The sequence below is a fragment of the Shewanella sp. Shew256 genome, from assembly GCF_002196695.1.
Taxonomy (GTDB): domain Bacteria; phylum Pseudomonadota; class Gammaproteobacteria; order Enterobacterales; family Shewanellaceae; genus Shewanella; species Shewanella mangrovisoli.
This window is the reverse complement of sequence record NZ_NAJR01000013.1, coordinates 20,309-41,684: the sequence shown is the minus strand read 5'-3', so window position 1 is coordinate 41,684 and position 21,376 is coordinate 20,309. Positions and strand designations below refer to the sequence as shown.

The window sequence follows — 21,376 nt, the reverse complement described above, 5'->3', positions numbered from 1 at the left end:
GACTACCTCCGGCCCCTAAACCACTCTGGATGATTGGATACATCCATGCTCTTAACCTGTGATGAGAAGACCAGTAGCTCTTGGGTCGTCAGGACGGTCTCAGGAGCCCGAGCGATGAAAGGTCTCAGCAATTCAGAACCCGCATAGATATTGATGACCATATGCAATCGCTCTGTTGCTCCAGAAACTCTCCGCCAGCTCCGGTAGGTTTCTGTTGATTTGGCATAGCCAACCAAGGCAGGAGCCAGCGTGTCGGACTCCTTCGTATTCAACTTCCCTTTTGCTGCCTTCGATACGAACTCAGCGATCACCGAAGCCAGCATGTCGGAGGTAAGGTGAAGCGGCAGCTTTATCGTGTCGAAGTCAGCCTGCTTGATGGTGAACAGGCGGATGTGATCGTTGCGGTAGTCACGCACATAGATGACATGACTCTCAAATGGGTTGGAGTGGTTAAAGGCATCCATACCCCAGCCTGCGGCCTCAAGATGTGCGTTTGATACTGACTTGTCGTAATCAAATTCCACGCTATTACTCTCCGTCTTGTCGTTCAGGAACTTTCACATGTGAAAGTTTTCCGTCGGTCATGATGTCCAGGACGGCTTTGCCCAGTCTCATCCCTTTATGGTTTTGAACCGGGTCTCCCTTGTAGAAAAGTCCTGGCTCGTTATCGGGATGGAATACCCCGTGAGGAATGTTGTCGTGATCGCCCAGCCACATGCGTAGCCTCAGATCCACCAGCCACCCATCATCCAGGACAACCCAGAAATGCGGTGTCACGATGTCCTTGGTCTGTTCGTTTCGCACAAAGCCATACATGCAGTCATGAGGTACACCCGCTTCATTGAGTAGGTGGCTTACTGCCCATGTCATACCGTCACATTCCATCTGGCAGTCATCCAAGGTCATAAGGACGGCTTCCAGTTCCCGGTGCCACTCCGTCATTTGCTTGGCCGCAGGTTTTACCACCAGCTCGTTTTTGTTTTCTGCCAAGATGATGTCTTCCTCGTCAATATTGCATTCGTCTATCGCTTCCGAACGGATGGATACCGCTTCATCCCAGTCATCGCTCGATCCGAAAATGCTCCAACCCTCAAGACCGTAATTCACCCATACGATGAACCGCTTTATCGTTTTCATGTGCGGCCCCCTTTAACCGTGCAACGTTCCCACATACTCACCCCTTCAAACCGTAACCCCACCAAAAAGCCACTTCTTGATGATTTCCAATCAGCAGCGGCAGGTTGCCCCTGAACTAACCTCACCGAAAAACCACCTTTAGATTGCTTTCTGGTGCTTATCAAGTTCTCCTGAGTGATTAGTCGTTCTGAAAACTTTACTTTTCACAGTATCATTTTATAATACTGTAAATCATAAAAACAACCCAGTAAAGAAAAAAGAGCGACTTATGTTGAGACGAGAAAACCAAGGAGATTTGTTCGATGACCAGGTGGTGTTGCCATCACTGGAGTCGGTTCTTACCGGCATATCTTCCAGTCAGCGTTGTGACGATAGAACAACGTACTTCTCCGCTCCGGATGTGGACCTGAGTTTGTACGATCACATCATTGTTTGCCTGTCTGGAGGCAAAGACTCGATTGCTGCGTACTTGCGGCTGGTGGACATGGGTGTTGATAAGTCAAAGGTGGAGTTCTGGCACCATGATGTTGATGGTCAGGAAGGCAGTTCGTTGATGGATTGGGCCTTCATGCGTGATTACTGTCGTCAGCTCGGGGAAGAACTGGGTATCCCAATGTACTTCTCGTGGCTTGAGGGCGGCTTTGAGGGCGAAATGCTCAAAGACAATGCCTATAGCCACCCCCATCGTGTAGAGACGCCTGAGGGGCTTCTGGTGCTGCCTAGAGACCATAAGCGCTCTAAGCCTGGTACGCGCCTTCGTTTCCCTCAGCAATCGCCATCACTCCAAACAAGGTGGTGCTCATCAGCCTTGAAGATCGATGTTGGCCGCAGAGCTCTTAATAACCAGGAGCGCTTCAAGGGGAAGAAGATCCTTTTCATCACTGGTGAGCGCCGGGAGGAAAGTGCAAACAGATCCAAGTACAACCAGCTTGAGGCTCATGCCTGTGACAGAAGATATGGGAAGACTGCACGGTTAGTTGATGCCTGGAGGCCCGTTCTTCATTGGACTGAGGAGGAGGTATGGGAAGTAATCGAGCGTCACCGCATCCTGGCCCCAGTCCCTTATCGCCTTGGCTGGAGCCGGTCGTCGTGTATGACCTGCATCTACAACTCACAGCGTATCTGGTCCACGATCCGTCACTACTGGCCTGAACGAGCTGGGAAAATTGCTCAGTATGAACAAACCTTTGGTGTGACGGTATCAAGAAAAAAAATCGACGTAATAGATTTAGGTTCTGCTGTTGCGCCGATACAGATTAGTGATGTTGAGGCATTGGAGCAGGTATCCAGAGAAGATTACACGCTCCCGATTTTTGTGCCGGAGGGGCAGAAGTGGGTTCTCCCTGGTGGCGCATTTGGCCGAGAGGCCTGTGGTTCTGATTGATTTGTGCAGAGGTGGCAATGTTGGATTTTGTTTTTTTGGTGTTTTTGGGGTTGGGCATATCTACGGTGCTGGTGCGTCGGTCTTCCCGTAAGGGGATGGATCTTGAGCTGACATGGCTCCAGTCGTTGAAGGTCGTGCTGGTTCGTGGAGCTGTTGCATTGGGCCTGGGTTTTGGCATTGGCAGGCTTGTATTGATGGGGATGCAGTATGGTTTCCTGAGTGAGTCTGTCCTGAGGGAACATGCACTTGTCTCCGTAGCGGTGGTTCTGATCTGTGGGCTTGGTTCGTTCGTTGCGTTTCAGTGGATCATCGGGAGGATCTCTGGAAGATCGATCAGCGTCGTTTCTGTGATCAAAGCTGTGATGTACGAGTCTGGTTACTTTGTGCTGTCGATGCTTATCTTGTTGGTGATACTCGTCCTGTTCGGCCTTGCATACGAGACTTTTTTCTAAAAAAACAGTGTTGATTATTTTTTGTTCAGTGATCAAAAGGATAAATATAAAGATCTTTAGATCTTTGTATAAAGGATTAAAAACGGTTAAAGACAGGTTAGGCGTTCTAAATCACCACTCAACACATTGATATTACTGGTGTTTTCATATTTATTCCGTGCAACAAACCCATAGGTTGCCGTGCAGCGTTCCCATAGGTTGCCGTGCAACGTCCCCACATACCCTTGGATCTTATCCACTGTTATCCACACGGAACCCCTCTTTTTTCCACAAAATCCTTACAAAACAGAGCTTTCGTGCAGCGTTCCCACATATCAGATCTGGTGTTCGTGCAGTATTCCCACATGTCTAAGGTCATACGTGCAGTCGCCCCATATACAATTTTCTGAACGTGCAACGTACCCACATGTCAATTTTGGTCGTTTTTTGCACCGTGCAGCGTACCCACATATGATCGTGCAGCGTTCCCATATACCAAAACCCCGTTTATGCACAGGAAATGTGGATAACTTTTGGCCTCTTTTTGTGTGCGCGTGATCACTTTATGGACTATTAGAGTCATTTTGACTGCTTTTTTAGGTTTGTCCTGATCTGTCAATCTTTGTTCTGCTTCGTCAATCGTGCAGAGTTCCCATATATCGAGAGGTTCAGGACCTGCTTTCGTGCAACGTACCCACATATCAAATCTCATAACGTGCAGGTCCCCCACATCCTCACCCTTTAACTATCAATACCTTACGGGAACCACTCTACGGGAACCACTGGAGCAGCATGGCACTTATCCTTCGTCGTGGCTTACGCTTGCACGATACTGAGACTCAGCTTGCGACTACCGTGCAGCGATCCCATATATAGAGCCCCAGCCCACGCTGCATCTGGGGTCACGTTCGCTCTATCCGTGCAGCTCCCCCATATGCGGAGGCATTCCGTTTCCGGTCCTGCCTGGTGGGCGTACCTTGTGCGCTTTCTTCTGGCATAAAAAAAGGCGCTGACGCGCCTATCTTTCTTTTCCCTGGGGGGTGGGAGATTCTGGTGGCTATCTCCCCTTACGTTGGGGTTCATCAATGATGTCGTGGTCGATCATGCCGTGCTTGATGGCCCGTAGCTCTGTCTGCTGCTTACGCTTGTTGGACGCCATCACCTGCTTCACGAAGTTCTCATGAGGCCTTATGACGTACCGCACGTCGATGACTCTGCGGCCATCCTTGATCTGGTTCGCGTCGTAGTCGCTTATGACCTCTTGTTTGATGAGGGCCTCCAGAGCGAGCTTCATGGCTCTGACGTTCTCCGGCATCCGTGGGCTCAATTCACGAGGGCTCTGGGTCAGGAAGCTGATAAGCGATGGCGTGTACGGCGAATCTGGTGATGCTTGAGTCCAGTAGTGGCTCATTCGCTTGTAGATGTACCGTGCAAGAGGGGAGCGGATTTGCATTCCGATTTTGTAGTTGTACTGACGAAACGACAGATTCATGATCGATTCGTTTACCAGCGGGTTGAACTGCACATAGCACCTGGCGTTCCCGCCTTTCTTGCGAAACTCACCTCTGGTGGTCAGTCCCACCATCGGGAAGAAGCTGGAGCTGATGAAGGCTTCACCGTCATCACTGATACATTCGAGTGTTGCGCCACGACAAACCTGGATTGCTTCCTTGATTTCGTTCAGGTTGTACCCGTGACCCATCTTCGAGAGCTCTTTCTGGAGTTCGTACAGAGTGAACATGACTCCAGCCTTGCCCTCGATGATATGGCCTTTCCCGTTCACTGCGAGCTTGCGTAGAGCATCCTCAAGGATTTCCTCTCGCTGTCCCGCGTAGATCAGCACGGTTCTTCCGTCATCCTTCTCGATGATGGCTGGCTTCACCTTCACCGTGAAATGCTGGCCTCTGATGGTGCATTGTCGTGTCACTACAGCGTTGGATAAATCTTCATGCTCACGCTTTTGGTCCCAAATGTACTTCGGCAGCGCATCGTAGATCTCGATGGTGTTGGAGTAGTCGTCTTTCTTGGCCGGAGATTCAATGATCTCAAACAGGCTCATTTGCGGTGAGTCTTTGATTACGTCGAGTTTCTCCAGGTCTTTGTCTTTGGTTCTCTTGCTCATGATTGTTCCGTCGATACTTTCTAGCTGGTGGTCCATGCCGCCAGCATTGTCAATGCTCCCGCTGCTACCGTCGCTGAAAACACTAGCTGGTAGATGCGACGCTTAGCCCCCGCAGTGCCGCTCATAAAACGCAGGGCTGCCGCTTCATATCGGAAATGAGCGAACTCACCCCGAAGGGTGCTATCTGTCCCCTGTGGCGATTGTGGGCGCTTTGACAGGGCAGGGCGAGGATGGCTGGCGACTTTCTTGATCATCGCTTCACATTTCCCCAGTTTCGCCAATTCAGTGGCCGCTACAGATGCTGTCATGTTGTCACACCTCGTCGCTATGTGTCTTGTTTAGCTGGCGCTCGTACTCGTTTAGCGCCCGGCGAATTTTTGCTAAGGCAGTGGCGCGTTGTCTTAACACGGCATACCTGGTTTCAACTTGCTGGATCAACTCTTGTGCCCAGACAGGCTCTTTCTTGAAGTGCGACATGCTGTAGGCATGACCGCGACCCTTCTTGATATGTGTCGATAGAACCCTTTTCTTTTGTCCGGGAACTTGTTCGACAAATCTGTTGCGATACCACTCTGCAACGAGTGATACGCCTAGAATGCGAACCCGTGTACCGACACGCCCTTGTTCGTCCTCTGACGCTTCTTCACGCGCTGATTTGTGCGCGTTCCAGTACATGTCCGCTTCCTGCTGCGCCTCGACAGCAAGAACCGCTAAGGCGTGATCCAGTTTGCTCCGTACCTCTGCAACAAACTCTCGTCCCTCTGCCTCTAGCAGATCCTCTGTTATCTCGGATCGTTCTTCTTCGAGCTTCGGATCTAGCAGATCTAGCCATCGCTCTGTTGGTAGACTCACCTCAATACCCTCCCAATTCCTATCCAATTCCTATCCACATAACTATCTATCTGGAATTTAAAGCTGATTATTCCAATACTGGAATCTAGTTCTGTCACTAGGCTAACCCATCTTTGGAATTTGTCAAATTTCCCTCTATCTATCTGGAATCTTGATGCTCTTATTCTTTCACAGCCTCTTTACATATGAATCTATATTTAAAGATTCCAGATATATTGGATATGGCATCAAAGATTCCAAATGCCTCTTTACCACCGTCTCTCGATGCTGGAGGGCAAGCGGTTCTCGATGCGAGGGTAAGGTCTGTTTATCTGAGCCTATCCGTGCAGCGTTCCCATAGGTTCCCTTACTCAACGATCAAAAAGCCACCGAAAAGCAACCTATATGCCCCTTTTGGGCAATTACACAGGCCATCTGTCCCCGCTTTTAGCCTTATTCTCTATCCAACACGCGGCAAGCAATCGAAAAGCAATCTAAAAGCAATCTTTGGAGGATTTCATGAGTCAATTTGTTCTGGGTTTGGATATTGGTTACTCCAACCTGAAAATGGCAATGGGGTATAAAGGTGAGGAAGCTCGCACAGTCGTCATGCCGGTGGGGGCAGGTCCATTGGAACTGATGCCACAACAGTTAACTGGCGGTGCAGGGACCTGCATTCAGGTTGTGATTGATGGAGAGAAATGGGTTGCAGGCGTCGAGCCTGACCGATTGCAAGGATGGGAGCGTGAGCTTCACGGCGACTATCCTTCGACCAATCCATACAAGGCTCTTTTCTACGCTGCACTCCTGATGTCCGAGCAGAAGGAGATCGATGTGCTGGTGACTGGCCTGCCTGTTAGTCAGTACATGGACGTAGAGCGCAGAGAGGCGTTGAAATCTCGGCTTGAGGGTGAACACCAGATCACGCCAAAACGATCGGTAGCGGTTAAGTCTGTCGTGGTTGTACCTCAACCTGCCGGTGCTTACATGGATGTTGTAAGTTCAACCAAAGATGAAGACCTCCTGGAGATTATCCAGGGAGGAAAAACCGTTGTAATTGACCCTGGGTTCTTTTCTGTAGACTGGGTAGCTCTTGAAGAGGGAGAGGTCCGCTATCACTCATCTGGCACCAGCCTCAAGGCGATGTCGGTGTTGCTACAGGAAACGGACCGGCTAATTCAGGAAGACCACGGCGGTGCCCCTGGCATCGAAAAGATCGAGAAAGCTATTCGTGCCGGTAAGGCCGAAATCTTCCTCTACGGTGAAAAGGTATCGATCAAAGACTACTTCAAGAAAGCCTCAACCAAAGTCGCTCAAAACGCCTTGATCCCTATGCGGAAGTCAATGCGTGAGGACGGGATGGATGCTGACGTAGTTCTGCTGGCTGGCGGCGGTGCCGAGGCTTACCAAGATGCGGCCAAGGAGCTTTTCCCTAAGAGCAGGATCGTACTGCCCAACGAATCCGTGGCATCCAATGCCAGGGGCTTCTGGTTCTGCGGCTGATAGATAGGAGGTCGTTGTGGCTGGTAGCAAATGGGATGGAAAAATATCTAATCTGAACATATCGGAGCAAGCCTTTCCGGAGCTCTATCGTGAACTGTCCCAGATGCAGCATAAGGCGCGTAGTGATCGGCTCCGCGCCCTTGCTCTATTGGGTCTTTATTCTCTTCGATTTTCTGGCAACATTGGGTCTTTTGAGCAACAGAGTTCAGAGAGTCAACCTGCACAGCATCAAAATTCGCCAGTGCAGACTGACGCAAAACTGAACTCTCAACGTGATTCACTTAAAGGAAAACTGATGGGCTCCGTATGACATGAAAGACCACGAGGAGTTCTCTACGCTATCAGCGGCTGAACGTAGAGAGTTAATAATCGCAGAGTTAAAGCGTAAAAGCCGCATTCGCACCCTGTTGCGAGGACTCCCGTTAGATGAAGTTCGGGAGATCATTGACAGAATGAAGGGCGTTCTCAATGAACTGGAGGAAGAGTACAAAAAGCGAGAAGAAGAAGAAAAAGAAAAGCGAGCTCAGGCTGAGCGAATAATGAGCGACATGGAATCCTGCGGTGTGGACATCGGCTTGCTCAACGAAATGTTCACGAGCAGATCAGAACCTGATAATGCTAAATATTCAAAAGACGGAGTTTCGTGGAGTGGGCAAGGACGTCGCCCGGATGCTTTCAAGGGGTTGGGAGCTGTCGAGCTGGAGCGCTACCGTATCCCACAGAAGAAGTAAAAAAATGAGCGCCGCAAAGTTTGGGCGCTCATCTTCTGGTCCGAAATGTCATAGTCTACTCAAGCACACTCTTTCTCCCCACCACCATGCCTTCCTTGTTCTTTGCAGAACGGACATTCAACGCAGGTTCTTTGATTAACAGAGGTGAAGTACGTACACTTGCAGTTGTCGCACACCTCCAGCATTGCGTCCCCACTTCTCAGCTCCGAAGCAAGACACCAGGCATCAGTAATATCAAACGGAGCCCACCGAGCACCTTTCATTCCGGGCACTTCTTTGCGGATTGCGTGATACATTCTAAATGCCTTGTTCAAGGCTTTGATGTTCACAGACCGCAACACGGCTTCTCCACCAATGTTGAAGTAGAGCTGCATTAGAAGAGAGGCCTGTATCTTGGATGTGTGACTATGAATCAGTGTCGCACCACCCCGGAAAGTTCTGGATTTTCGTTCCAGAGTATATCCGTCCCTCTCCAGATCCTGGTAAAGCCGTCTGACCTGTTTGTAGGTCAGACCAGTCTCGATCATGATGATTTTTGTGATGTACCCAGCAAGGGCCATGTGTCGAGCTGTAACCCAGCGACCCAATGTACCAGAGTTGCCAATGTTCATCTCCACCTCCCACGTCCCTGTAGAGACTGTTGCAGTTTTTTCAATACCGGGTGTGTTAACTCTTCCCGGCTGTCATCGAGAATTTCTTCAATGATGCTCGGAGCAAAACGAAGCGTAAAATGCGTAACCGTTGTTCCAGACATGTGGCGCAACTGGCTGTCTGTTGCCTTAGCCACCAGCTCCGCAAGCTCTCTCGAAACCCCGAAAACTTCCTTTGCCATCTCCGGGTCTCTCGATGCGACGCGGTTAAATAGCAACCAGTAGGCAGCATCAAATTCATCAACACTATGGTTGATAAAAACTACAGGGTCGTAGTCGCCAGAGAGTCGCGTGATGATGTTCTGCTCTGCTGTTTCGAGTTTGAAAGAGATCAACACGCCAGAGGCCAGAGCTTCCAATTGGGAAGGTGTTGCCAGTGACAGCTTTTGAACGGTGTCCATGCCCAAAGAAAATTGTGAGGCCGCATCATCTGGACGTTCTTTTGCCAGAGTGGATAGCAGGTTCCACAATGTCAGATCGAACTCGTAGACGTTTCTATCAGCTTCTTCTTGATCGAGGTTGACGGCTCTTGCATCCCACGCACCAATAATATCCAGTTCCAACATTCCGCCCCCCTCACAAATCACGAAGGTTGCGATAGATAGCCAAGACTCGGCTACCATAGTTTCTGGCTCGGATTTCGTCTTCCCAGGCGTGATAGCGGCCAACGCCAAGCTCCAAGTCATTTGGAGATGACTGAATGGCTTCTGATAGCACCTCTGCCCCAACCATGACGTTGGTCTCTGGGTCGAGAAGATCTGCTGGAGAAGAAACTCTATGACCATTCCACCGGATGCTCACTTGCATAAACCCGACATCAATGGCACGACCGTACTGCTGCTGAAACTCAGCGAGCTTAGCCTTTGCCTGATCTTCCGACTTAGCATAGAAAGGAAGCCCAGGAACGCGAAGCGTCCAAGGCCAAGGACTTATAGAGCCATTACCTCTCCCTGATGCAGATTCGGCCAATGCGACCGAATACACTAGAAGAGGGTCGAGGTTATATGCTTTCGCTGCTTTGTCGAAGATGGTTCCGCTCAGGTCAATAGCATTCGCTGTTGATGAAAGGAGAGCCGCAGACAGAACTAGCGCCTTGGCTTTGTTCTTCATCAGCTTGCCTCCTTATGTCTGAGGGGTATTTCGTGTTCTTCGTCGTACCGCTCCGGCCAAATCTCAGACGGCTTCACACCCAAAGCTGTAGCTATCTCATGTTCCCAGCGTGGACTGGGCTTATAGAGTGCCGTAGACACCACCTGCCGAGATGTTTTGTGTTTTCTGCCCAATGCGGCCAGAGAAAGCCCCTGGATCTTGAGTTTGTACTTGATCCACTCACGTTTCTTCTCTGGGTCGCTTGGGATGTCTATCAATTGGCATTTATCCATTGTTTGCCACCCTTTAAACTGCGTTGTTAGCCATACAAAAAGTGCGTTATTCGATGAACGCTTTTAGAGTTCTTCTATTGTCACAAACTGACACATTTTGCGCCTTTATAAGCCCAAATAATGATGCTGTCAACAATAAAAAACCTTTAAAAACATACACTTAACTTTGTACCGACGGAACAAAGTTACAATACTTTTAGTAATCAATGGGATACGGATATTTTTGCGATAGTAATGGAAAGTGCGCCAAAAGAATGGCGGAAATAGCGCACGGGGAGTGCGGTATTTTGTGATATTAAATAGCGTTTAGGTATAAGTGATTTTAGGGATACAGCGAGGGCTGAAATTGCGAATACAGCAGGAGCTGAGGAGGGCAGGGAAGGCAAAGGCGCATCCCGACCACACAAGGATGATGGTGTTTACAGAAAGAGATATTTGAGAAAGAGAACTCTGCGGTGTTGCAGATGGGGACCAAAGCGTTAGCAATGGCCTATTCCATAGTGTATGCGATTTGTTTGACATGTTCAACTATGTAATGCTTTGTCAATAAACGCCTTGTTCCGTAAGGGCAAACTTTCACATGTGAAAGTTTGAGGGCAAATTCTAATCGAAGAAGTTGCCAATGGAATGGTTGTTTAGCAAAAAATAGTCAAACTTTCACAGTTGCATTTTTTGATGCCGTGGTAAACTGGAGGTAAAGAGTAAGGGGGTTGATATGAAACATGTGGTCAATATTCTTCTGCTGGGAATGGTGCTTCTGGGAATAGCCATGATGGCTGACACACCTTGGGGACTTGGTGTGGCGCTGGCTCCCTTCGGCGTTTGGGGTGCTCGTTTCCTATTTCTGGTTCACAAAAGCCTTTGGGCTGCTGTTATCTTTTGGGGAGGGATCGCTTACTTCCAGTGGCAAGTTGCTTTGGTTGTCGGGGCTCTGTTTGGACTAACGTGCTTTATCCGCGTTGCGCGGTCAGCATATAAAGAGGCACCACCTACCCGGCGCAGAAAAAAACAAACTGGTGGGTTTCAAGATTCCTATGATTTTGACCAGCGCTTCCATATTGGAGCTGGAGACGAATAAGGGGGCCTGCTGGCCCCCTTATTATTTGGTTGGTCTTTTAGAACCTTTGATTTGCTATGTTGTACCCCCTGACGGCAGTCAAATAGCTACCTGAACGGTCTCCAGCTTCCGTCGAGTTCTGCAATACGTTTACCAGCTTGTCCGTAAACTCTTCGTTTTGCTGAGAAAGAACAGGCTGACCTCCTTGCATCATCGGTGAGCCATCCGGGTTACGTTCTGCATACTCCATTTTCAGATTCTGAACAGCCTGGTTCATGCGACCTTCGTTTGTGTCAAACGATTCGGCATAAACAGCGGCTTGGGATTCAGTCAGCCCATAACGGCTTTGAGCGATAGACTGCATCGTTTCTTTGAACTCATCACCGTACTGGTTCATAAACTGCTGCGCGGCTCCACCACCAGCTTCTGCGGCAGAGGATAGCGCTGCTGCATAGAACGCGCCGCGTTCCTCAATGCTCATCCCTTTAGCGGCTTCCGATAGATCAGATTTACCAGTTAACCACTCCTTCGCTGCATCATAGCCGCTTGCAGCAGCTCCCATGACGTTGCGGCCAAGTTTAGCCATACCGACCATCGCATCACCGGCCCAGCCAAACTCCTCTTGCACGGCCTGGTCGCCGCGTTGAGTGGCCGCGATGAATTGGTCGCGTTGTTCAGGTGTCATCGTTCTCATTTGATCCATCGCTCTTGAGAACGCATCAGCGCCAGCTTGACCACCAGCAATGAGAGCTCCACCTGCTTGTTCAGCTCTGCGGCCCATCCAATCACTGGAGTTGTCCCACGCTCCCCACGCCGAAGCGCTCCAAGACATTTCCGGAAGCGAGTTCATAAGGTTATCTTGGGCTTTTTTCAGTTCAGGAGCAGATACATTTCGCTCTGTTTGCTGTGCTTGGTTATGAAGAGCTGACGTACCGGCTGCATGTTCATTTTGAACAAGGGGGCTATTCGTTGGTAACTGCCCAGCTTCTGATGCCGGATTAGTTCCAGCCATCCCAGCCACATTCTCCCGGAATCCGGTTGGGATGTTAGGTCCACTGCCTACAGCCCCTTGAACCTGACCTGGTAGGCCTTGAACATTCGGGCCTTCAATGCCGTTATTTCCGTAAGCATCACCACTAAATGCTCCGTTGCGACCGGACGCGGTATTGATCGCCTGTAGTGCGGCTTGATACCCGCCAAGCTCCTTACCCTGTTCGTAATTTTTGGAGTTGGTCATTGCTGTCATTCGCGCTGCTGCCTGGGCCACTTGAGGAGACATTCCGTAGGCTTGGTATCTTTGCTGTAGTGAAGCCGCCTCGTCTTTAACCGATTGCGGCGCGGCATTTCGGAAATAGTCATTCAGTTGGTTCATGGCCGCAGGGGTTTGTGCTACTGCACCACCGAGAGTTTTAAAGTCGGTATTAGTCATGGAGCCCATTTGGTTTTGGAGCTGACTCATTGTTGTGAAGGTGTCCGATGCAGACACCAGTTCAGAAGCGGACTTGGATAGGTTCTGGGATAAGCTATCGCCCCAGGTTTGCTTGAATGACTCGCTTCCAGAACGGCTGAAACCCTGCGCTAATTGATTTGTCAACGCCTGGCTATCGGTTTGCGAATAGCTCACACCCTTCATGAACTGGGACACATCACTCGCTGACCAGCTTGAAGAGTCTTGAGTTGATGACTCTGTTGCTCCCTTCGCTTGCGCTTTGATGTCCAGGACATCACTGCCGCCGCCTGATTCGCCATTACCACCAGCAGGAACTAGGGCTGTACTGTTTGATTTCACACCAGCAGCGGCCTTCATTGCTGCCCTGGCCTTGCCAACCATAGGCATAAGCATGGACGCAGCTTCGTCAACATCGAGTGTGCCCATAGCCTGCATGGCAAAAGCACCTTTGACAGCATCAGAGTGGCTATCATCCACCTGGAACTTATCCATGAAGTTCTTGGCTTGCTGGTTGATCAATTGGCTTTGAGCTGTGTTTTGCGACGAAACGTTGCGCCCGACATTGGAGAGTCTTGAATAGGCTTGATCCTGACTTACTCCATCAGAAAAACCTCGACCAAGAGTGCTTTGGAAAGCCTCCGATTTCTGACTTTGTAATGCCTGTGCGGAGCTCACGCCTGATGCCAAGGTGGAGCCAAGCGAGAAGGTACTGATCATGCTTTCTGCGCCGTTTGCAATCGCACCACTGAACTGGTTGTGATTGTACGCTGGCTGACTTTGCATAACCGGACCTTGCTTGAGTAGATCTGGCGTTTGCATCTTTTCGTCAACGTGGTCAGAACCACTTATTCTCGATGCCAAGCTGGTGAAGGCGTAGGTGCTACCTGTGACGATAAACAGGGAAATCACCGGAGTGGCCGCAGCCAACATGCCGCCGGTTGCAATCCAGTGTTGCAGAACATCTCCAGTTGAGGAAAGAGCGTACATGGAGTTGAGACCACCAGCACTGAGGCTAGACATCTCATTTGACGCGGCGGTATGAACAAACAGGTTTATAATTGAGAGGACTGGCATCCATAGCTGAATCCAGAGGATGGTTTGTACATATTTCCCGGCTAACTGGAGGCCGAAGCTGCCCATCACGATAATAAAAGCAATGATCGGGGTTATAGCATAAATAAAGCCTTCAAAGAACGTCAGCATTGGTCGGACGACGGTCATGAACATCGACTGCTCTGCGGCCCACTGTGTGTTCCGTTGCTGAATAGCCTGGTTGACCATCAATGCAGAGCCATAATCCTGGAGGTCCTGATAACGTCCTGCTGCGGCTTCATAATAGAGGGGCTCCAGAACGGCGGCTTTCAGATAGTCGATTGATGACGTAGTTGTGGCACCCATCGCTTGAAGCGAATCGGTCAGCTTCGTTAGAGCGTTGTCTCCAGTTGACGTGTCAATACCCAGTAGGCTGTTAAGAGCATCAACAACAACCGGGCTGCTTAGGTTGGCGGTTGCAGTGCTAATAGCCACCCATCCGTCAGTACATGTGTAGTCAGCGCCGTCAGGGTTTGCTGTAGACAAATACAACCTAGTTCCGTAGAGCTGTGAGTTGAATCGCAAAGCTGAGTCAGTTGAACGGTTCATCAACTCATCAAGGGACATTAGGTTGAGATCGACTTTGGTTAACGTGCATTCCCGAATGTAATTGTTCCAGGAACGCCTCACGTCAACATAGCCGCCTCCATTTGCTGAGTTAAGCGCAGTAAAAACTCCTGTGTCATAGGCTCGCCGTCTGACGTCATTCAACAGTTTCAGTGTTTCGGAAAAGTGGCTTTCCGTGACATTGGGTACGATTACCCCATATCCAGTTTCAAACAAATTGGTGATGGTGTATCCCACGTTGGATATGACACCTCCAGCAAAGCCTACCCCAATAGGGACATTGGCGACGACTCGAACCTGCCCTGTATAAGCGTCCTCGATAGTCACAGTTGTGGTTGGGCCGAAGAAACAGGCATATAGAATCCAACCTACCAGCACTTGCTGGAGGTTGATTTGCTTTGCGCCCTGAAAGACGGACTGAATACAGATCATCAAGACCCCAAGAAGCAGGCCAATACTGACCATCTTCTCGAAATCCCCGGTGCCGGTGATCATTGATACTGCAATCAGGATTTGCTCCAGAAAAGCAGAGTCACCGATAGAGTGGATTGAAAAAGATCCCATTCCAATAGCTCCTTAGTTCGTGCTAGGAGGATTGGACAAAGTTGCCAGCATGTATTTTTGCTTGCGGATGTTGTCCAGTAGGTTGTTGTATTTCTCAATTTGGCTTGCCAGATCGCCGTATTGAGAGGACAGGATTGTGTATTCAGCACGGATTTGCTGTTGCGATTGCGCGAGAAGCTCTAGTGCCTCTTTCTTGTAGGGTGATTTGCTGTTAGCCATCGCAATGCGAGCTGCGCGGAAGAACTCTTCCGAGAAGCTATACATCATGGTCAGGGCTATCGCTCCTGATGACTCTGTTGCGAACAGGTTAGCGCCGTCCTGTGAAAGGACAGACAAGTTACGAACAATGGTGCCAATCCCTCCGGGGAGGTTAGAAACAAAGGCCTTTTCTGGGTCGGTTAAGGTTCCAGAGTTCGTTGCGTATTTGTAGATCACACCAGGTGTAGAGCTTGTTCCTAACAGCATATCGGTGATCTGGTTCTTGATACCTTTGAGCACGACAGTTTTATTGCTGGAGCCAGCACTCAGGCAGTTGGTCGTATCAGAATCACAGGAATAGATCTCAACAGAACCGCCTGAAATCAGGTCTGACAAGGTGATCTTGTTACCTGGTAGGGTCGTCAGAGGGGTTGTTTTCGCACCAGTGCCGGTTGAGTTCGGGTCGTTTACCAGATCACCAATGATGACTGTGCCGGTTAAAGACATGATCGCTTCAAGAAGGGTGTTATCCCCGTACTGGAACCAGGTGTTGGCGTTGTTGCTCTTGAGTTGCTTCCAGACGATGTTGCCAATCATCTTGTTGTATTCGTCAGGTTTGTTGGCTTTCAGTTCTTCCAGAGGACTCTTGCCGCTGGTTTCCTGCTTGGACCCGAAGAAGTCTTCATACAGGCCGGAAGTTGTCGCGGTTATAGAAGCATCAGTTTTGTGTTTAAGGTCCATGCCGCTGGTTAGGTCGTTCACGAAACCTTGAGCGAGCTGGCAGGAGTTGCCCAGATGTTGGTTGAGCGCTTGCACTTTCTTCTGGAAGTTCTCTATCCACTTCGCTCCGTCCGGGAAAACGTTATCGAGCGCAAGCTGGAAGGCATAGCCCTTGGCGTTGGCTGCTACAGCCCGAAGGAGTTGGACAATTTGATCCGCGTTAATGAAGGAAAGCGAACCGCCGAACAGATCTACACCACCGCAACCAGCTTTCCATGATGGAGGGGCAAAGCTCACCAGGTTCTCGTCGAAGATTCGTGTCTTTGCAGTGAACCGGCCACCAGCTAAAACGCCACGTCGTTGGCTTTCATAAACCCCAGGTGGTGTTGTGTTGCTCATTTCATTGAAGAGTTTGTCCATCTGTGATTGGAGGCCGTTAGCGGCTATCGCCCCTGTCGGTGCCATGACGAGACTGGCCGCCACACTCAGGGCAAGCAGGCTCCTTTTTAATGTCTTGTGCGTGACCATCTTAGTTCTCCTGTAATTTGTCCCGGATGTACTTCATGAGTTGTTCCGGTGGCACAAAGTTGTCTTTATCACCGCTCGCTTGAGATAGCTGTTTGAGGTCAGAGCCCAGCTCTGGTGAGGCCAAGCGTTCGGCTATGTTGTTTTCCAGGTTGAGTACCGGACGTGTACGGTTAAACTCTTCGTCTGTGACCCAACCATTGCGTTTTGCTGCGACCAAAATCCTGTGATTCAGCTCAGGAAGAGACATTGGCCCTTGTCCTATAGGAGCGAACTGACCGTCTGGAGATGCGAGGTAAACAGCAGGGAAAGTTACGATACCAAGTTGTTTGGCATGGCCTTCATCGGTTTTGTAATGGGGGAAAAGCCCACTGGGGAGTGGTTTGCCGTCCATAGATACAGGAATGATCGAGAATCCTTCTCCTTGTTCCAACATCTTGATGAGCGGTGCTTGCAAGTCACTGTAGTCATCGTCGGACTTGTAGAAGAAGAATATCCCTACGCGTTCGGCTACGCTTTTGAGTAGCATGTTTTTGGCGTTACCAGCGTCACGATCAACTTGTTGTGAGGCAAACGTGGCAGCAGGACGTCGAGTAATTTCATCCAAGAAAGGATCACCTACGACCGCCAGCTCTGTAGCATCGGAAAATTGTTCAGAGCGATCTATCGCAAATCGTTGCAAGTAGAGAAACGTCCTGACGTTTTCAACGGTAGGATTGTTCCAAGCAAGGTCTTTGTACTTGGGTAAGTTTTCCCGGAACCATTCCGCTGAGAACATTTCTGGGCCGCTCGGAAGCGGAGCAGCAGGCTTAGGCTGTGTAGGCTTCGCTTCTGCCACAGGCTTTGGTTTGGGCTTTTCGGGTTTTTTCTCTGGTTCTTTGGGCTCTTCCTTGTACCAGAACCAACCCTCTTCCTTTCGCTCATAAAAACCAGGTCTTGTGCCATCTTGAGCCCAAGCCTGGTGTGATGCCCCCAGCGTGAGCGCTGCAAGGAGCAGTAAATTCAAAGGTGATTTTTTCATAGTCTCACGCACGTATTTTCCCATGCTCGATATGGTAGAGGTGGGAGGCGTGAAATTAGGCAGGTGTAAGCGCCCATTTAGGGCGCTTAGAGCGTTTTATTTGTCAACTTTCACATGTGAAAGAATTGACCAAACTATTTGGTCGTGTCCTCTTCAACTTCTGTCGCTTCTGCGGCCATCTTCATCTGCTTCTCGACCATGCGTTTTTGGGTGATGTAGCGGATAACCATCTCGACAGCGCTGTTCAACGCAAGGATTCGCATCGCTCTGGTGGATGCAACGTAGAGCAGGTTTATTTCATCGTCACGGGCCATTGGGTCGAGCTCTGGGTCCAGGACATCCGGAAAGTCGTCATAGAGCTGAACAAAGTCCCACTCCAACCCTTTGCACCGATGAGCTGTTGAGACCGTAATGTCAGCCCCAAACTCTTCTTTGACTGTATTGCGTCGTAGAGTGGTGAGTCGTTCAGGGATTTCATCGTAGCTGTTGATGATCTTGACAGCCCTCATCATCTCAGGGTCTTTGGTCGCCTTCGCTACTTCTTGATACTCGAAGTAGTCTTCATACTCATCAAGCAGTTTCTTATTCTTTACCCGGTCTGGCTCTGCCATCGAAAACCAGTACAAATCCTGGAGCTCATTGATCTGGTAAGCGTCGATTCCACCGACCCAGAATACCTGCGCTCCGGATTCGGTCGCAGAGAGCGCCGTCTCTATAACCCCCATGACGGTTCGGTGAAGTATTGCGCGGTGGCCCACGTCACCTGGTAAAAACATGAGTACCTGATCTGCTGGTCCCCGGCCAACAACAGGTCGTGTTTCACCTTTGAGTTCAAGAAGGGCGTTTGCCACCAGCGAAACGTTGGGGCCAAAGCGGAAGCTATGAGTGAGATAGAGTTGGTCGGCGTTCATGAGCTCTTTGCTATCAAGGGCGTTGTTTGCGCCTCTGAACCTATAGATCTGCTGGTGGCGATCTCCAACCAGGATTACCTTGCAGTTCTGCTGTAGGACGATGCTACTTGTTACGGGGTTAGCGTCTTGTGCTTCATCAAAAAGAATGGTGGTGTACCGGCGAGACAGATTCGGCATCCCGAGCTGATACTGTTTGAGGTAGCAATCGTGTACGGTCGGGAACGGATCTTGAACGTTTGTCATCCGTTTCCATATGAGCTCAGCACCTTCGACCACCTGGATTTGGTATCTCTCCTGTTTGGACGTAAGCACTTTACCCGTATCGGCGCGAGCAAAATGCGTATAAAGAATCCGCATGTCTGCACTACACATAAAGGCGTTGAGCGTATCGAGAATATCTTTGGCAAACGTCCAGTTCTTGGTATTCACCGCTTGGGCAATATCGGTGAGCCTTAGGTTGCCGGAGAGTTTGTGCTGGTAGCCCCTTCCTATAGTGGCGTAGGCAAGCTGGTGGGACGTTTTGCAGTCTACGTTTGCAGGAAACTTTTCTCTTGCCTCGTCGCGGATAGCCCTGTTGTATGCCAAGTAGAGGATACGTGAATCGAGGTTGTTGTGGGCGTACTTCACCAGTGTCGTGGTTTTACCCGTTCCAGCGTAGGCCTTAACGACAAGGCGAGGCCCTTTGTACTGAGTGATCAGTGATTGTTCTGGTGTGTCAGGAGGAAGTTGTTTCATGAGGCCCCCTACGACAAACACATCTGGAGAGTGATGCGCTTCTTTTGTGTCGAGAGGAACGTACTGATCCGCTTTTCTTCTCGGGGGAGGGATACTTCACAATCCAGATCTGTCCACCAGTCTGGGGCTTTACCTTGAGCCACCTCCGTAACCCAACTATGGAGACGGTGTAACCAGCGATAGTCGCCAATAGATGAGGTGGCTAGTGTCATAGCCTCCTCAATCTTGGTTTGAAGAGCCGCAGCTCTGTGTCGCCACTCTTCTGAATATTTAGCCTTTCGCGCCATCAGTTTTCCTCTTTCTTTTTCCCTCCCTTACCAGCTTTAGCGAGCTCTTGCTCCAACCCAGAAATTTTGGTCAGTGCATCATTGAGTCTTTGTTCGAGGCTCTTGGCCTGCTGGTCTTTTTCCTGCAACTGACCAGCCATCATGCCTTTGTCTTGAACAAGAGCGCGAGCTTCTGCTTCGGCGCTGGATAATTTGGCGTCCAGCTTTTCTACCTCTCCAGATAGGCGCTGGCACTCTCGTTCAGCGGATTCGCCATGAGCTTTGGCTGTGGCAAGGGAGTCCTGTGATTGGGCCAGTTTGGCCTGTACATTTTCGAGCTGCTCTTTCAACGATGTTTTTTGTTCCTGAGCGGCCCGGAGCTTTTCTGTCTGCTCTATACTCTTGCCTTTTTGCTCCTCCAACTCACCCTCTGTAGTTGCCAATTTTTGGCTCAAAGAGCGATTTTCGCTTTTAGCTTGCTCCAGGTGATCCTGTGCTCGGGTCAGATCTGCGGCTTTCGCCTCCAGCTTGCCCTCCAACTCAACGATCCGCTTTTCCAGCTTATCAATGTCAGCCAGTGAGCGTTCTAGCTCCGCAGACTTGAGGGATAGCGAGTTTTCTGCCTTACCAAGGGCCGCATCGAGCTCTGATTTTTTGTTGGTGAGAGCTTCAAGTTGTTCCTCCAGTAGCTCAGCCCGTTCGGTGGCATCATTTGCCATGTCCACGGCTTGCTGCATATCTTCCTGGTACTCAATTTCTTTCTGTCGTAGCAGTTCACGCTCGCGCTCAAGCTGTTCATCGGCGCTTGCTTTGGCTACCGTATAGATCTTCTGTAGGAAGAGCTCAGCATCGCTCATAACCGATTCTGGAAGGACTACCTCTACCAGCTCTTCATCGAGGGAGTGTTCCTCTGACCACTGTTTGAGATACGTTGAAATGGTGGTAAAGCTCCCCTTGCCAATGATGTCTCTGATAGCGATGACCGTTGGGCGTTTACCGGCGTCCTTGAGCTTTTGGGCCGCAGCCGCTACATCGTCAAACTCAACCAATTTTCTTGCCATGAGAACGTTCCTTTTAATTTGTAATGTTTACGATAATTACGATAATACGGTAATTATCATAATTATATATCATGCTGCTGTCGATTGGAATTGTTTGTGTGGGACAAAGCCCTTCCGGCTGCGGAAAAGCCTTGTTACGCGGTCACGCTGATTCATCCAGGGAAGGATTCGATAGTGACTCCACCGAAGGTGCCAAGGATTTCCGATGCCGCTTTATCAGATCGAGTTTTGCGTTGTTCTGAGGCGTCAAAGTTACGAAGCAATTTGAGCTGAACATCCTTATCCTGGAGCACGATCAGGGGCATTGGCGCGGTAACGGTTTTGAGTACCCCTGCGGCCATGACGTTTGCCACCGGTTGAACCTTTACTTCCCTTCGCTCCCGGAGATAAGGCTCCGGGGTGCTGGCGATCTTCTGGATAAGCTGCTCCAGGGGAAGTTGATAGTCTGGCCCAGATCGCTCCAGCTCCTCTCTGATGCGTTGCAAAAGCTCCTCTTTTACGGGCTTCTTCAAGGAGTCCTTCCGTTGCCAGGTGAAGCGGATAGAGTCGATGTCGCCATTGGTATAGCACCGAATTTGTCTGTAAAGGTGGAGAGTCATGACACCAGGGCAGTCCGCTCGAAGTGCTTCAAACCTCTCTTGCCTGGTGGGGTACGTCGAGATAATGAACTCCTCGATACCAGCTTTGGCCGCGTTGATGCGTTCAACCGTCGCCGCAATTTCGTCAGCTACACCAATCCTGGAAGGGGAGAACCAGAGTACCCCCACGGTGCGCCTGGCAGACTTCTGCGAATAGTCTGGGTTGATGTGAAGATCTCTGTAGCTGTGCGCTGCCAGCTCAAGAGCTTCGCGCCCAGTTTGTTCAGTTACGACAATCTTGTTGACGGGCTCGTTCTCCATTCCTTTTCCGGTAGGAGGGATGGCCGCAACTTTTGCGTACCGTGGCGGTAGTCGTTTGATAAGAGAGGACAGGTTCGTTAAGTCGCGGCACATGGCCGAGAATTGTTCTGATATGAAGTTTTTAGCCATGCTGCCGCCT

Annotated in this window: 22 protein-coding genes; 6 read left to right on the top strand and 16 right to left on the bottom strand. The window is 50.1% G+C overall.

Annotation, left to right across the window (positions count from 1 at the left end; all coding sequences use genetic code 11):
- Nucleotides 1-2: 2 nt before the first annotated feature.
- Nucleotides 3-524, bottom strand: coding sequence for a hypothetical protein (locus B5P39_RS19180; RefSeq protein ID WP_000393785.1), 522 nt, complete (start codon nt 522-524; stop codon nt 3-5).
- A gap of 4 nt (nt 525-528) precedes the next feature.
- Nucleotides 529-1,137, bottom strand: coding sequence for a hypothetical protein (locus tag B5P39_RS19175; protein WP_000849071.1), 609 nt, complete (start codon nt 1,135-1,137; stop codon nt 529-531).
- A 268-nt stretch (nt 1,138-1,405) separates the two neighbouring features.
- On the opposite strand from B5P39_RS19175, the gene B5P39_RS19170 reads away from it, so the two are divergent.
- Together B5P39_RS19170 and B5P39_RS19165 are read left to right on the top strand one after the other, a co-directional pair.
- Nucleotides 1,406-2,521 carry a phosphoadenosine phosphosulfate reductase domain-containing protein gene (locus B5P39_RS19170; protein ID WP_000946102.1) on the top strand — a complete coding sequence of 372 codons (1,116 nt, stop codon included), beginning with the start codon at nt 1,406-1,408 and terminating at the stop codon, nt 2,519-2,521.
- A 17-nt stretch (nt 2,522-2,538) separates the two neighbouring features.
- Nucleotides 2,539-2,973 (top strand): hypothetical protein, encoded by a 435-nt coding sequence (locus B5P39_RS19165; RefSeq protein ID WP_000883925.1) that lies wholly within the window; start codon nt 2,539-2,541, stop codon nt 2,971-2,973.
- Between the two features lie 86 nt (nt 2,974-3,059).
- On the opposite strand, the gene B5P39_RS24725 is transcribed toward B5P39_RS19165, so the two are convergent.
- The 4 genes from B5P39_RS24725 to mobI form a co-directional block, all read right to left on the bottom strand.
- Complete coding sequence (locus B5P39_RS24725) at nt 3,060-3,224, bottom strand: hypothetical protein (protein WP_014342194.1); 165 nt, start codon at nt 3,222-3,224, stop codon at nt 3,060-3,062.
- A gap of 785 nt (nt 3,225-4,009) precedes the next feature.
- Complete coding sequence (locus B5P39_RS19150; protein WP_000044787.1) at nt 4,010-5,074, bottom strand: RepB family plasmid replication initiator protein; 1,065 nt, start codon at nt 5,072-5,074, stop codon at nt 4,010-4,012.
- Between the two features lie 20 nt (nt 5,075-5,094).
- On the bottom strand, nt 5,095-5,382 hold the full coding sequence (locus tag B5P39_RS19145) for a hypothetical protein (RefSeq protein WP_000127321.1): 288 nt from the start codon (nt 5,380-5,382) through the stop codon (nt 5,095-5,097).
- 4 nt (nt 5,383-5,386) lie between these two features.
- Nucleotides 5,387-5,926: a conjugative transfer protein MobI(A/C) gene (gene mobI, locus B5P39_RS19140; protein ID WP_001447712.1), complete on the bottom strand. Its 540-nt coding sequence runs from the start codon at nt 5,924-5,926 to the stop codon at nt 5,387-5,389.
- Nucleotides 5,927-6,424: 498 nt separating this feature from the next.
- Here mobI and B5P39_RS19135 point away from each other — a divergent pair, with 498 nt between their 5' ends.
- The 3 genes from B5P39_RS19135 to B5P39_RS19125 are packed head-to-tail and all read left to right on the top strand — an operon-like array spanning nt 6,425 to nt 8,139.
- The gene (locus B5P39_RS19135; protein WP_000077458.1) at nt 6,425-7,408 is read left to right on the top strand and encodes a ParM/StbA family protein; all 984 of its coding nucleotides are present in this window, start codon (nt 6,425-6,427) and stop codon (nt 7,406-7,408) included.
- A 16-nt stretch (nt 7,409-7,424) separates the two neighbouring features.
- Nucleotides 7,425-7,718, top strand: a complete 294-nt coding sequence (locus B5P39_RS19130; protein WP_000919078.1) for a hypothetical protein — start codon at nt 7,425-7,427, stop codon at nt 7,716-7,718.
- Nucleotide 7,719: 1 nt separating this feature from the next.
- On the top strand, nt 7,720-8,139 hold the full coding sequence (locus B5P39_RS19125; RefSeq protein WP_000651490.1) for an H-NS family histone-like protein: 420 nt from the start codon (nt 7,720-7,722) through the stop codon (nt 8,137-8,139).
- A 59-nt stretch (nt 8,140-8,198) separates the two neighbouring features.
- Here B5P39_RS19125 and B5P39_RS19120 read toward each other — a convergent pair whose 3' ends face one another.
- From B5P39_RS19120 to B5P39_RS19105, 4 genes are read right to left on the bottom strand one after another with little or no spacing between them, the layout of a single operon-like run.
- Nucleotides 8,199-8,750: a FlhC family transcriptional regulator gene (locus B5P39_RS19120; protein ID WP_001020646.1), complete on the bottom strand. Its 552-nt coding sequence runs from the start codon at nt 8,748-8,750 to the stop codon at nt 8,199-8,201.
- A complete protein-coding gene (locus B5P39_RS19115; RefSeq protein WP_000891157.1) occupies nt 8,747-9,355 on the bottom strand; it encodes a hypothetical protein in 609 nt (202 codons plus the stop codon). Before B5P39_RS19115 ends, B5P39_RS19120 begins: the two co-directional genes overlap by 4 nt.
- Before the next feature lie 10 nt (nt 9,356-9,365).
- Nucleotides 9,366-9,899, bottom strand: coding sequence for a transglycosylase SLT domain-containing protein (locus B5P39_RS19110; protein ID WP_000790610.1), 534 nt, complete (start codon nt 9,897-9,899; stop codon nt 9,366-9,368).
- A complete protein-coding gene (locus B5P39_RS19105; RefSeq protein WP_000356489.1) occupies nt 9,899-10,171 on the bottom strand; it encodes a helix-turn-helix domain-containing protein in 273 nt (90 codons plus the stop codon). The genes B5P39_RS19110 and B5P39_RS19105 overlap by 1 nt, the downstream gene beginning before the upstream one ends.
- Before the next feature lie 715 nt (nt 10,172-10,886).
- Here B5P39_RS19105 and B5P39_RS19100 point away from each other — a divergent pair.
- On the top strand, nt 10,887-11,249 hold the full coding sequence (locus tag B5P39_RS19100) for a hypothetical protein (RefSeq protein WP_000683483.1): 363 nt from the start codon (nt 10,887-10,889) through the stop codon (nt 11,247-11,249).
- A 37-nt stretch (nt 11,250-11,286) separates the two neighbouring features.
- On the opposite strand, the gene B5P39_RS19095 is transcribed toward B5P39_RS19100, so the two are convergent.
- The 6 genes from B5P39_RS19095 to B5P39_RS19065 all read right to left on the bottom strand — a co-directional run bounded on the left by B5P39_RS19095 (nt 11,287) and on the right by B5P39_RS19065 (nt 21,366).
- A complete protein-coding gene (locus B5P39_RS19095) occupies nt 11,287-14,901 on the bottom strand; it encodes a conjugal transfer protein TraG N-terminal domain-containing protein (protein ID WP_000534551.1) in 3,615 nt (1,204 codons plus the stop codon).
- Nucleotides 14,902-14,913: 12 nt separating this feature from the next.
- Nucleotides 14,914-16,347, bottom strand: a complete 1,434-nt coding sequence (locus B5P39_RS19090; protein WP_000256129.1) for a conjugal transfer protein TraH — start codon at nt 16,345-16,347, stop codon at nt 14,914-14,916.
- 1 nt (nt 16,348) lies between these two features.
- Nucleotides 16,349-17,365, bottom strand: coding sequence for a conjugal transfer protein TraF (gene traF, locus B5P39_RS19085; protein WP_000749520.1), 1,017 nt, complete (start codon nt 17,363-17,365; stop codon nt 16,349-16,351).
- Nucleotides 17,366-17,499: 134 nt separating this feature from the next.
- A complete protein-coding gene (locus B5P39_RS19080; RefSeq protein ID WP_000811656.1) occupies nt 17,500-19,011 on the bottom strand; it encodes a UvrD-helicase domain-containing protein in 1,512 nt (503 codons plus the stop codon).
- 286 nt (nt 19,012-19,297) lie between these two features.
- Nucleotides 19,298-20,338, bottom strand: a complete 1,041-nt coding sequence (locus B5P39_RS19070; protein WP_000101568.1) for a DNA-binding protein — start codon at nt 20,336-20,338, stop codon at nt 19,298-19,300.
- Nucleotides 20,339-20,490: 152 nt separating this feature from the next.
- On the bottom strand, nt 20,491-21,366 hold the full coding sequence (locus tag B5P39_RS19065) for a DNA replication terminus site-binding protein (RefSeq protein ID WP_001097010.1): 876 nt from the start codon (nt 21,364-21,366) through the stop codon (nt 20,491-20,493).
- Between the last annotated feature and the right edge of the window lie 10 nt (nt 21,367-21,376).